This window comes from Nostoc sp. LPT (genome assembly GCF_017115165.1).
Taxonomy (GTDB): Bacteria; Cyanobacteriota; Cyanobacteriia; order Cyanobacteriales; family Nostocaceae; genus Nostoc.
The window spans coordinates 1-11,873 of sequence record NZ_JABXKF010000043.1 but is presented as its reverse complement, the minus strand read 5'-3'; the positions used below and the strand labels follow the sequence as shown (position 1 = coordinate 11,873).

Below are 11,873 nucleotides of genomic sequence, written 5' to 3'. Positions count from 1 at the left end.
TTGCATTGTTAATGCGTTGGCTTGCATTGTTAATGCGTTGGCTTGCATTGTTAATACGTTGGCTTGCATTGTTAATGCGTTGGCTTGCATTGTTAATGCATTGGCTTGCATTGTTAATGCGTCCCGATGCAATACCGTTTGGTTAAGGAATTTATTCGTTGAGGTAAGCTGTTCTTGAACTGGGGTAGAAGAGAAGCAGGGGGAAAACAAATTGTCTATCAACTCTTTCCTCCCTTGCCTTAAGAGCCTCAAGAGCTTATCCAAACCATATTGGGAGCCAACCAACAGGATGTTGCGACGTTTTATACTGAATAATCCAGAACAAGTATTTATCTTAGTGTGATTTGGCTAATGTGTACAGGTATCAATCACGTCTAGTAGTTCACCACGCTCTCCATTGACGGGTGTAGATTGAGTAAAGGGTAAAGGTTAAAGGGAAAAGCAAAGAGATAAGACACATATATCCTTTTTCCCGTTTTTCTTTACCCCGCCAAGGGAACTTGGCAAACTACTAGCCAGTTATGGCATTTCTGATGAATGAATCGTTACTCTTTAGCAAAACGATGTTTGGCGGAAGCTCTAGGTACAGCTTGGTTAGTTCTGATGGGTGTAGGTACTGCGGTTATTTCTGGTGCAATACCTTGGGTTGGAGTTACTGGAGTGGCGATCGCTTTTGGCTTAAGTTTGTTGACTGCTGCTTATACTTTTGGTTCGATCAGCGGCTGTCACATCAACCCCGCAGTCACAATTGGTTTTTGGGTAGCCAAGCAGTTTTCTTCTAAAGACGTTTTGCCATATATCGGGAGTCAGATTCTCGGCGGAATTTGGGGGAGTACTATCCTGTTTTTGATTTGCATGGGCAAGCCGCAGTTTACAACAGCTAACTTTGGTTCTAATGGGGTGGGAATTCACTCCCCTGGTAACTATAGCTGGTGGGCTTGTGCATTAGCCGAATTTATTGTTACCTGTGGCTTTGTGTTGCTGATCTTGAGCGTTACATCTTCTCCCGTTTTCAAACGGTCTGCACCCATCCCTATCGGTTTAGGGCTGATCTTGGCGCATCTTATCCTCATTCCTGTGACAAATGCCAGCGTCAATCCCGTGCGATCGCTAGCCACAGCTGTCTTTACTCGCGGTTGGGCATTGGCTGACCTTTGGATTTTCATCGTGTTCCCAATTTTCGGTGGAGTTTTGGCGGGTATGATCGCCCGATCGCTCCAAGAACCAGACATCTAATACGAATCACAGGCGCATTCTCACTTAACAACTTAAGGAATGTGAATGCGTTTCCCTTTTCAGTAAATAGCTATAAAAATCACCTAAAGACGTGCGGACGTTTCCGGGGAGATAAGGATGAAGAGACGCGGTGAAAGAATTCACCGCGTCCTCTTCATCAACTTATAACTCCATGTTAGTTTTGCACTTCAACCCAACGGCGGTAAAGCTTTTGAATTTGTTTGAGAAGCGCAGTGTGAGCTGGTTGAGTTGACTCATTCGGCTTCGCCATATCCTGCAATTGCGTCAGGAGTTTGGCTTCTTCGACAGCAACTTCACCATCGCTATAAATTAAGCCACTGATGGCTTCAATCAGATTTTCACAATCTTCAAGGCTGGGGCGATCGCCTAAATATTCCTGCACCCAGTCGTAGCATTCTTTTGGCTGTACAGGAACTAATTCGTACAACCAAGGCTTAATTTCTGGATCGTTAGCTAAACCTTTGGCTTGAGCTATTTCGCGGAGATATTGCCGTTCTTCTGGCTGGATTCTGCCATCGATCCAGGCTGCTCCAATCAGGATTTTAACTAAGTTTTTCACATTGTCAGGGGGAACCATTGCTGCCTCCTCTGGTAGATTCAGGCCTCTACCAAATCGTACAATCTCAAACAGTATTCACTCGGAATTATTGTTTTTTCTTAAGCGCACCATAAAAAAACCATCCATATCCTGTCGATGGGGCCAAAGTTTAAACCAACCTTGAGGTGTACTATCGGTAGAATCAGGTAACTCAACGCCACTAGGAGACTCAATTTGCCAATCAGGTGACTCAGCTAAAAACGCCGAAATTACTTCTTCATTTTCTGTTGGATGCAATGTACAGGTGGCATAAACTAGTACACCACCAGGTTTGACAAAAGTAGATGTATGTATTATTAATTCTCGTTGCAGCACCGAAAGTTCTCGAACAGATGCTGGTGTCTGTCGCCAACGCGCATCAGCATGACGGTGCATGGTTCCCAAACCAGAACATGGAGCATCGAGTAATACACGGTCTGCGGTGTTTTGAAATTGGTTGAAGTGGCGACTGTCGCCAGTGTAAATTTGAATAGATTGTAAATTTAGCCGTTGAGAATTTTCTTGGAGTTTGCGAAGACGAGAAGGAGTGCGATCGCAAGCCCAAATTTTCCCTCGATCTGCCATTAACTCAGCGATGTGGGTTGTTTTTCCCCCTGGTGCTGCACAGGCATCAATTACCACCTCACCTGGTTGGGGGTCGAGCAAATGACCTACCAATTGAGCGCTAGCATCTTGTACAGTCCACCAACCTTCTTTAAAACCCGGTAGTTTTTGAATCGATCCAGTATTACCAATAAATCGTAAAGCTTGGGGTAAATGAGGAATGCGTCTTACCAAAACACCAGCAGATTGCAAAGCCGCCTCAACTTCCTCAATGGAAGTGCGAAGTGGGTTGATGCGTAAGTCAATTGTTGGTGATTGGTTCATCCATTCACACAGTTGTTCTGTATCAATCAAACCCAGTTGTTCTAACCAAACTTGAACAATCCAGTCAGGAAAACTGTGTAAAATGCCCAAGCGTTCCACAGGGTTTTCTAGAAGTTCTAACGGATTAAAATGGGAAACTGGGGATTGGGAACTGGGAATTGGGGGCTGGGGAAGTAACAAAGAATCTTTCTCCTCTGCCCCCCTGCTCCTCTGCCCCCCTGCCCCTCTGCCCCCCTGCTCCCTTGCTCCCCCTGCTTGTCTTAAATACTGGCGTAATAGACCGTTAACAAAACCTGTGAGTCCCGAAAAACCGTTTTCTTTAGCGAGTTGGACTGTGGTATTAACAGCAGCTGAAGCGGGAATACGCTCTTGATAACGCAGTTGGTAAAAGCCCAGATGTAAGATGGTGCGGAGGTCTTGTGGTTGTTGATGAGATTTCTTTTTAGCAAGTTGATCGATGAGAGTATCAAGAGTGCGCTGCCTTCTGACGCTCCCATAAACCAATTCTGTCACTAAGCGGCGATCGCAATCAGGCAAATTAACTTTTTGTAGCGCTCTATCTAGGGCAACATCAGCATAAGCCCCCTTATGAACATCTCGCAGGGCGATAAAAGCTAGTTGACGGGGGTTTGTCATGAAAACACGATTCAGGAGTCAGGAGGCTTTTGTATTCTAACTCTCAACTCCTAACTCATAACTTCCTATCAAGACATATAGGGGTCTACAGTGGCAATTTCTAACTCACACGCTCTAGAAACCTGTTCTGCTGGTAGTTTTCCAAAGCTGATTAATGGTAAATAAGTGTGGTTTGCCATCAGTTCTTTTGCTAATAAGAACCCAGTAATTGTCCAAGTTTGATATTTCCTAGCTTGTTTCCCAATCAGTCGCCCTTTTTTACCATCATAATACTCTGGCCATTCATCTGTACTGAGGCGTCCTTGAGCAGTTTCAATCGCCTTTTGTGCAAGATTCGTTCTATTAGTTTTTACAGCCGCCGCCGCCAACATCCACATTAAAACTGGCCAACTACCAGCATTATGATACGACCAAGGTATATTTTTGGGGTCACATCCAGTCACAATTCTGTATTCTTCATGTTCCAAAGCTGGGAAACAAATTTTCATTGGCATATCTCCCACCAAATCATCCCATCGTTCTTCAATGAGAGTCATAATCGCTTGTGACTGTTCTTCGGTGGCTAAATCTGAAATGATTGCCATTAAGTTTCCAAGTGAAAAGAAGCGAGTATCTAGCTGCGACGGGCCAACATTACCTGCTAGATAACCACCTTTTTTTGGTAGCCACTTATCTAATTCATAATAGGGAACAGAATCTACATATATGTTGAACAGATTAACAGCAGCCTTGCCATATTCTTCACTTTTGAAGCGATAAATTGCATTCAGACGATTAATATCTATCCAATAATGCTGGCGAATATGAGCGCATAAAAGAGGCAAACGGTTATCAATGGCTTCAACAATATCGGAATTACCTTGACAAATTAGCAGTTCACGAGATGCACGCAATGCCGTGTAAAAGAGGACTTGCAATTCTAGAGGATGCCCATAAATGCCCATACGACGGTCAATCATACAAGCGCCATCTGGAACCAACAGCGTTGGATACATATCAAAACGATTTGCCAAACAGATTTCCATGATTAACCTGATACCATTTTGGAATTCAGGTTGATAGGCAAGAGAAAAATCTTCTGTGGCGACTATATAAGCGCGCAATAAAATAATCCACCATAAGCAAGAATCTACAGGTGTAACTCTAGCGATCGCATGTTCGCCAAAGTCTGCTTCTAAATATTCTTGCCCATTATCTGATACCACTTTAAAGCTAGCTGGTATTAATCCTCGTCCTGGCTTATAGGCATCTAATGCCTTTTCTTTAGGCTGTAACTTTAAGGTTTCTTCTAAGAAATTACGAACAATATCGGTTCTACCTTTGATCAGAAAAATTAGAGCAGAAGAAACAAAATCTCGGACAAAGCACTGATCGTAATTGAGCGCTTCTACAGACGCATCATAAGCGGCTACTGTCCCAACAGGGCGACCTTGATAATAGAGAATTGATTTTTCTAGGGCTAGCCATGCTTCTTCAACTTCTTCTAAATTCTCAGTAGTTTCCAATTCGTTTAGGTGCATTGCCAGAATAACTCCATAAGGATTGTGAATTTTTGCTAGAGGTGTCTTCATTTATTTTTTTGCTATTCTCAGCATAACAAAAACGATTCTTTGAATAGCAAAGATAATTGGGGAAAAACAATCAATTAACTAACAATAAATTTGCTGAAATTTATGCAACTTTATTGTTAGTTAATTGCTTGCCATCTATTACTATTTTGGTAAATTATAGTTGTTGTTCTCCACCGCAAGTAGTAAGATAATTCCTAAAAACAGTCACATAAGATATATTTTTAGATTATTTCTTGTTCCGTTGTCTGTCCAGAATCTTTGCTTTACCAAACAAAAACATATCTTCAGTGGTGTTTAGGAGTTGTGTGAAGTTAAAACTGGTTGCAGTGTATTTACTTGAGCAGGATTAGTTTTTGACACTAATTAAGTCAGATTATTCCCCTATTATCTAATAATTTATAACGTTTTTTCCGAATATGCAAGATAAATTTTCAAAATTCTTAATATGTCAATACTCCTCAAGGTTTAATATCTTACCCTGCTGACAGATGAAACAGGGCGTTTATGGGAGTATAGCCAAAAATAATCAAGAGTGCTGGGTCGAAAGACCGCCCACAAGGGAGAGGACATGTACCAAGTACATAAGTACTGAGTATTAGCATGATGTTTACGGCTGTTCTCCCAAAGCAGCCTTAAACACTTGTTCAGCAGTTAGATTTAGTTCTCTTAAAGTTGGTGATTGAATTTGGTCATTACCACGAAACTGAGTTACTTGGTACTCGCCTTCCACTAATTTGTAAACTGATATTGTCGGTTGTTTAGGATTGCCGATAAATCGTTTTCCACCAAGAGCAGCATAGTCAACAATCCAATATTCGGAAATTCCAATCTCCTCATATTCACCGAATTTGAGAAAATAATCATCTCGCCAATTTGTACTCACAACTTCTACTATCATTGGAATTGATGCGGCTTGAGTAACTGTTGATGATTTTTTCCAAAGTGGTTCATTAATTAAGTTAGGGATATTCAATACCAGCACATCTGGAATATAACCAGATTTTTTATCAACAGATTTGATTAATACTTGAGCAGGAATGGAATAAGCTAGGTTAAACCTCCGAATCTCAAAATTGAGTTCTCTAATTAGAAATGCTCTGACTAACTCATGTTCCCCTGTCGGCTGCATTTCAACTATTACTCCTTTATGTAATTCATATCTGCCGTTCTCTGGTTTCCATTCGACAAAATCTTCAAAATTTATCGTTTCTACTAAATGTTGAAACATAATACTATTTCCTCAAATATTATTCATATTTTGACTAGCATCGATAAACTGCTAACTTCATATTACCTGCTGCTGGAATTCTTTATAAGCTCGATTAATTGCTTGCATTGAGGCTTTTGCGATCGCAGAACTATTAACATCAGGATGATACAATCTGGCTAATCGACGGTAGGCAAGTTTAACAACATTGGGGCGATCGCTCTGATTTACGCCCAAGACTTCCCACCATTCCCCAGATAATCCATCGAGAGTAAATTTATTCCAAATCTTGATGCTTCCGCCATTACCGCCACTTACCAGCGTCTTACCATCAGGGCTGAAAGCAACGGGATTACACCCAGAAAGATTTTGTAGTAGTTCCCCAGTGCAAAGGTTCCAAAGTTTGATTGTACCGTCTCGGCTGGCACTGGCAAGGGTTTTTCCATCGGGGCTGATGGCAACAGACAAAACCGCCCCTGTGTGTCCAGTTAGAGTGGAGAGTAATTCTCCTGTTGGAAGGTTCCAAAGTTTAATTGTGGTGTCTGTGCTACCACTAATAAGAGTTTGACTGTTAAGACTGATAGCAACTGTATTCACTGCTGCCAAATGTTCAGTGAGAATGTAGTGCTGTTCCCAAGTTTTGGTATCCCAAAGCCTAATAGTTTGATCGGCGCTACCACTTGCAAGAATTTTACCATCGGGACTGATGGTGACAGACAAAACTGCATCTGAGTGTCCATTTAAGGTGCGTTTTACTGTTCCCGTGTAGCGTCCCCATATTCTAATCGTTTTATCGGCAGCACCACTAGCAAGAATTGCCCCATCAGAACTGTAGGCTACTGAGTTAACAAAACCATTATGACTATAACTAGAGTTTAAATAAAAAAATGTGTGAAGAAATTTTTTTGTGTCCATCTGCCAACTGCTAATTTTGCGATCGACACTACCACTTGCAATCTGCTGTCCATCAGGGCTGATAGCAACAGATAAAACTGCTTCTGCTTGTCCAGAGAATGTGTAAAGCCATTTTCCGGTTTTCAAGTTCCACAAATTAACTTGTCTGTCATCACTGCCACTGATTAAGGTAGTACCATCAGGACTGATTGCGATCGCATTAACTGCCGCTAAGTGTCCTTTGAGTGTGCGTACACATCTCCAGTTTCAGGTAGCTGGGTTATCGGAGATATTCTTTCTGGTTCAATATTGGGAGTAGAAGATTTAGGAGTAACAAATTCTGATTTTTTCTTGAATTTAGCCTTAAGCGCTTGAAACTCATCTTCCACTTCCAAAACGGCAAATTTTTGGTTGAGATCCTCACCAGATAAAAATGCTTCTAATTCCATCACTGCTTCAGAATAGTAGTCCATCTGCAAAACTTTCTCTTCCATCCGTTCAAAAAGCTGTGCTGGAGTTTCGCTAATTCCCGATTCGTCTAACAGTTTGGCAATACCATAGGCGGCGAGTCCTACCACTGCACCAATTCCCGCCATCGGTACTGCACCAATCCCAAATGCCAGCCCTACTTTAGGTGCAACTAAACCCATACCACCGACGACGCTATAAACACCAGCACCGCCGACTGCACCAATTCCCATTGTAGCGATCGCAGCAGCATCTCCCTCTACTATGGCTTTAAAAGCGCCATAAGCAGCTGCACCAGCTACAGCCCCAGCACCAACTACAGGAGTTGCACCAATGCCGACTGCACCAAATCCGCCTGCTAGTCCTATCCCGCCTACCGTTGCGGAAACACCAACGCCTGTTATGGTTCCGCCTGCAATAAATGCTGCACCTGTTTTAGAGTTTTGTATCACTGCCTAATGTTTTCTTGAAATTTTCTAGAGTCGTCAGATTTTGTCTGAGTACAGCTACTGTCGCTTGCTGCTGTTGAAGCTGAGTTAGAAGAATAAGCACAATTTTATTTTTAACTTTTTTATTAACTATCCTGTGATGATTGATTTTAGTCGTCAAGTCCCATAAATTTATCTGAGTAGGCTTATTACCCAGAGCGTAGACTGATTAATACTGTTGCGTCCTCGTAAAAATTACTTAAGCCTTGACTTTTGCTTAGAATGCTACGTCAGAAAAGTCTCAGTATAATATTTAATTAATTCGTAGCGAAATAAATTAGGCAAACCTTTGCGTTACTTTGCGTTTACTTTGCGTCCCTCTGCGTTTAAAAACATGACAATTTTACGCACTCATTACCAAATAATCGGAACTAATCCTGATGCGGTTATATTTGAATCACAGGTTAATAGTTGCACTTCATCACCTTTACTTGCTAAAACTAGCGCAGTCGCAGTAATTTGCCTATCGTGCATCTCATTAATAGCAGATAAGCTTATAGTTATTTTAATTACATCTTTGTCAAGTGGATAAATTACTACACGCGGATCAGATTCAACTGCTGAAAGTAAATTCTTAGCAGAAGGAATAGATGTTCTTCCTCTCTCAACAATCCACACAGCTTCGGCTAATGTTGTAGCTGGTATAACTAACTGGGAGTCAGGATTAGAAAGAACAGCATTGGCATTCGCACCTAATCGCAAATTTCCTTCGAGAAACCAAATGAGAGCATGAGTATCAATCACGTACTTCATAATTACCTATGACCAGTCTAAGCCGTCTTCGGTATCTCCATTAAATTCAGTAATTTGAAAATCTTTTTCTGTTGATTGTTCATGCCCACAAAACATACCAAACCGCATTATCTGCTTTTGGATTTGATATTTTTTTGGTTCTAAAAAAGTTACAATAACACGGCTTTCTGATACATCAGATGGTAATTCTGAAAGTTGTATATTACCGTTTTTGTACACTCCTTCAATAGATTGCAACATTAGTATTTACCAAATTTGTACTCATATAAATTATAAAATTAATACTAAAAAGATGTCGATTTGTTTAAAAACACCAAATTTCCGGGCTGTACTGGCGCTATCTGCTGCTGTAACTACATATCAATAAGCGGCGTTGTACTCTGCGTGAGTCCCGATCCAAGAACCTCTTCAGGCAGAAACATTGTAACGTTCCCAAAATCGATGAGTTGTGTAATGCATCAAATTGTTCGATAGTTCCCCGCCTCGAACTCAGCGATCGCTTCTTGTGCAAAAGCTTCCAGTTTGCCATCAGCAATGTCTTTCTCTAATTGTTCATCCCACCGTTGATAGTCTAAATCAGCAAACCATTTAATGAGCTTCTCATACTCGTTGGGTGGCAGTTGAAGAATCGCGGACTCAATTTGCTCAAGCGTCAGCATAAAGATACATCACCTTTATTCCAAGCAAATTATAGCTTGCTCAACTAACGATCTCGACCGTGGTTGTATGCTTTGCATCCCGATCCTGAATTCGCCTCTGTTTGGATTAAGGCAGAAATTTATCTCTGTAACTAAGACTTTAGGTAGCGATCGCACACCGAGAATACACATTATATCCATTATGTCAAGCAAGCCTGCGCTTTCATTAATCAGCAAATAGGCAAACTTGAACCAAAACCCATACGCAATCAGGGAATTATCGACAACCCTGATGAAATCTACTGAAAAGATGGAATAACATTTGTGTGTGCTTCAACAAATTGTGTATAAGAGTTGAAAATGACGATATGGCAACATCTAATATCCTCAAAGAACCACAGCTTTTGCGTCTGGGTAGCTTGTTTGGTGGACTGCGTGGTGATTTTACGGGAGGACTAACAGCAGCAGTGGTAGCATTGCCTTTGGCTTTAGCCTTTGCGGTAGCTAGTGGTGTAGAACCAAAGGCGGGACTTTACACCGCGATTGTGGCGGGAATTGTCGCCGCAATTTTTGGTGGTTCGTCAGTACAGATTACAGGGCCAACAGGCGCAATGGCTGTGGTTTTGGTGGGAATTGTCGCCAAGTACGGCCTTGAAAAAGTTTGGATTGCTGGGGTGATGGCTGGAATTATCCAGATTGCCTTGGGGGTTGCCAAACTTGGACAGTTAGTAAAGTTTATTCCCTATCCAGTGACGGCAGGTTTTACTAATGGTATTGCCGTGATTATTTTTTGTGGTCAGTTAAATAATTTCTTTGGTTTAAAATTACCACGTAGCGAACATTTTTTGCCGGGGCTGTGGCAAAGTCTAACTCATGTAGAAGCTTTAAATTGGGCAGCAGTTGCCTTAGCAGTTGTGGTGATTGCAACCAATGTTTTATGGCCCAGAATGAATACGACAATACCAGGTTCTTTAGTGGGACTGGTGTTAGCAACTGCGATCGCTTCTTCTTTTCATCTAAATGTACCAACAATTGGCACGATTCCTCAATCTTTACCGATGCCTCAAGGTATTCCCCACTGGAATAATTTTGGTTTGATTCGAGAACTAATTAACCCAGCTTTGGCTTTAGCTGCACTGGGGAGTATTGAATCGTTGCTATCGGCGGTGGTGGCTGATGGGATGACAGTCAGCGAGAAACATAATAGCGATCGCGAATTAATTGGTCAAGGTTTGGCTAATATGATTGTGCCATTTTTTGGTGGCATCCCCGCTACAGGTGCGATCGCTCGGACTGTTGTGAATGTCCGTTCTGGCGGCAAAACCCGACTATCTGGAGTAATTCATGGCGTTGCTTTAGCCATCATCGTTTTAACTTTAGCACCTCTAGCAGAACAGATTCCTTTAGCAGCACTTGCTGGGATTCTGATGGTGGTTAGCCTGCGGATGATTGAGTGGGAAGCCATTGGTTTATTGATGCGTGCTACCTACTCAGACTTTGCTGTGATGATTCTCACCTGGCTAGTGACAATCTTGTTTGACTTAGTTCTCGCTGTCGAAGTGGGATTGATTGCAGCCGGAGCCTTATTTATTAAACGGATGAGCGATTTAAGCTTAGTTAAAATACCTGAAACCGAAGTATTTCCCCCTGGTACTCCTTTGGAATTAGGTAAGGAAATTGCCGTTTATCGGGTAGATGGCCCTGTATTTTTTGGTGCTGCTGAACGATTTGCTACCTTCCTCCGCGATGAACCGGAAGTAAAGTATTTAATTCTCCGGTTGCGGTTTGTACCAAATATGGACACAACTGGATTGGTAGCCTTAGAAGATATTTATCATGACTTAGAACGGCACAATTGCCGCTTAATTCTCACAGGTTTACAACCTGAAGTCCAACAACTACTAGAACGTACAGGATTGTTAAATACAATTGGGTTATCAAATTGTTTTGAAACAACCACAGAGGCGATTTGCTCTATCTCTCCTCAGATTGCATGTTCTCAACCTATAGCAGCTGATTTGAAAACAAAAGAATTGATGGAATTAAATGACTGATAATACAGCAGAATTCAGGAGCCAGAATTGTCGAATTCAGAAGTAATATTATGTCCGCTTGATTACTTATTAAACCCGAATCACCCCACCTCGCCAAAGCTGCGCTTCGTCTCCCTGCCCCTAATCCCCAAAGGGGGCCCCGAGTTCCCCAAAGCATCGGCTACGGTGTACACACAAGTCGAATTACCCCCCTTATAAAGGCTACCGTGTACACACAAGTTGAATTTCTTCTTAAATCCCAAAGATTACCTACTTAATCGCAGTGATGGTTAGGGTGGGGTAAAACTAAAGCTAAAACCTTAGTAAATCAGGTTTGGGGTGAGGTTTTGAGAATTTATGCAATAAATATATTGATTTTGGGTGGTCGTTTATTGAATTTGGGTGGTCGTTTATTGAATTCGGGTGGTCGTTTATTGAATTCGGGTGGTCGTTTATTGAATTC

Annotated in this window: 11 protein-coding genes; 2 read left to right on the top strand and 9 right to left on the bottom strand. The window is 41.8% G+C overall.

The genetic code is table 11. The features are described from left to right. The first annotated feature begins 537 nt into the window (after positions 1–537). Positions 538–1,236: an aquaporin gene (locus tag HWQ58_RS09610; RefSeq protein WP_292860903.1), complete on the top strand. Its 699-nt coding sequence runs from the start codon at positions 538–540 to the stop codon at positions 1,234–1,236. 175 nt (positions 1,237–1,411) lie between these two features. On the opposite strand, the gene HWQ58_RS09605 is transcribed toward HWQ58_RS09610, so the two are convergent. The 9 genes from HWQ58_RS09605 to HWQ58_RS09565 form a co-directional block, all read right to left on the bottom strand. Next, entirely contained in the window at positions 1,412–1,834 is a 423-nt protein-coding gene (locus HWQ58_RS09605) for a TerB family tellurite resistance protein (protein ID WP_292860900.1), read from the bottom strand. Positions 1,835–1,891: 57 nt separating this feature from the next. Then, positions 1,892–3,358 carry a 16S rRNA (cytosine(967)-C(5))-methyltransferase gene (locus HWQ58_RS09600; RefSeq protein WP_292860897.1) on the bottom strand — a complete coding sequence of 489 codons (1,467 nt, stop codon included), beginning with the start codon at positions 3,356–3,358 and terminating at the stop codon, positions 1,892–1,894. Positions 3,359–3,426: 68 nt separating this feature from the next. Then, positions 3,427–4,878, bottom strand: coding sequence for a glycoside hydrolase 100 family protein (locus tag HWQ58_RS09595; protein WP_292860906.1), 1,452 nt, complete (start codon positions 4,876–4,878; stop codon positions 3,427–3,429). Positions 4,879–5,536: 658 nt separating this feature from the next. Further along, entirely contained in the window at positions 5,537–6,157 is a 621-nt protein-coding gene (locus tag HWQ58_RS09590) for a Uma2 family endonuclease (protein ID WP_292860894.1), read from the bottom strand. A gap of 57 nt (positions 6,158–6,214) precedes the next feature. Further along, entirely contained in the window at positions 6,215–7,177 is a 963-nt protein-coding gene (locus HWQ58_RS09585; RefSeq protein WP_292860891.1) for a DnaJ domain-containing protein, read from the bottom strand. 83 nt (positions 7,178–7,260) lie between these two features. Next, complete coding sequence (locus HWQ58_RS09580) at positions 7,261–7,950, bottom strand: hypothetical protein (protein ID WP_292860888.1); 690 nt, start codon at positions 7,948–7,950, stop codon at positions 7,261–7,263. Between the two features lie 390 nt (positions 7,951–8,340). Next, positions 8,341–8,739 carry a PIN domain-containing protein gene (locus tag HWQ58_RS09575; protein ID WP_292860885.1) on the bottom strand — a complete coding sequence of 133 codons (399 nt, stop codon included), beginning with the start codon at positions 8,737–8,739 and terminating at the stop codon, positions 8,341–8,343. A 6-nt stretch (positions 8,740–8,745) separates the two neighbouring features. Further along, the gene (locus tag HWQ58_RS09570) at positions 8,746–8,979 is read right to left on the bottom strand and encodes a hypothetical protein (RefSeq protein ID WP_292860882.1); all 234 of its coding nucleotides are present in this window, start codon (positions 8,977–8,979) and stop codon (positions 8,746–8,748) included. A gap of 218 nt (positions 8,980–9,197) precedes the next feature. Then, on the bottom strand, positions 9,198–9,398 hold the full coding sequence (locus tag HWQ58_RS09565) for a hypothetical protein (protein WP_292860878.1): 201 nt from the start codon (positions 9,396–9,398) through the stop codon (positions 9,198–9,200). Between the two features lie 347 nt (positions 9,399–9,745). Here HWQ58_RS09565 and HWQ58_RS09560 point away from each other — a divergent pair, with 347 nt between their 5' ends. Next, a complete protein-coding gene (locus HWQ58_RS09560; RefSeq protein ID WP_292860875.1) occupies positions 9,746–11,431 on the top strand; it encodes a SulP family inorganic anion transporter in 1,686 nt (561 codons plus the stop codon). Positions 11,432–11,873 lie beyond the last annotated feature (442 nt).

Coding starts and splice junctions, on each gene's coding strand:
- HWQ58_RS09610 (WP_292860903.1), top strand. CDS start 538: ATGAATCGTTACTCTTTAGCAAAACGATGTTTGGCGGAAGCTCTAGGT.
- HWQ58_RS09605 (WP_292860900.1), bottom strand. CDS start 1,834: ATGGTTCCCCCTGACAATGTGAAAAACTTAGTTAAAATCCTGATTGGA.
- HWQ58_RS09600 (WP_292860897.1), bottom strand. CDS start 3,358: ATGACAAACCCCCGTCAACTAGCTTTTATCGCCCTGCGAGATGTTCAT.
- HWQ58_RS09595 (WP_292860906.1), bottom strand. CDS start 4,878: ATGCACCTAAACGAATTGGAAACTACTGAGAATTTAGAAGAAGTTGAA.
- HWQ58_RS09590 (WP_292860894.1), bottom strand. CDS start 6,157: ATGTTTCAACATTTAGTAGAAACGATAAATTTTGAAGATTTTGTCGAA.
- HWQ58_RS09575 (WP_292860885.1), bottom strand. CDS start 8,739: ATGAAGTACGTGATTGATACTCATGCTCTCATTTGGTTTCTCGAAGGA.
- HWQ58_RS09570 (WP_292860882.1), bottom strand. CDS start 8,979: ATGTTGCAATCTATTGAAGGAGTGTACAAAAACGGTAATATACAACTT.
- HWQ58_RS09565 (WP_292860878.1), bottom strand. CDS start 9,398: ATGCTGACGCTTGAGCAAATTGAGTCCGCGATTCTTCAACTGCCACCC.
- HWQ58_RS09560 (WP_292860875.1), top strand. CDS start 9,746: ATGGCAACATCTAATATCCTCAAAGAACCACAGCTTTTGCGTCTGGGT.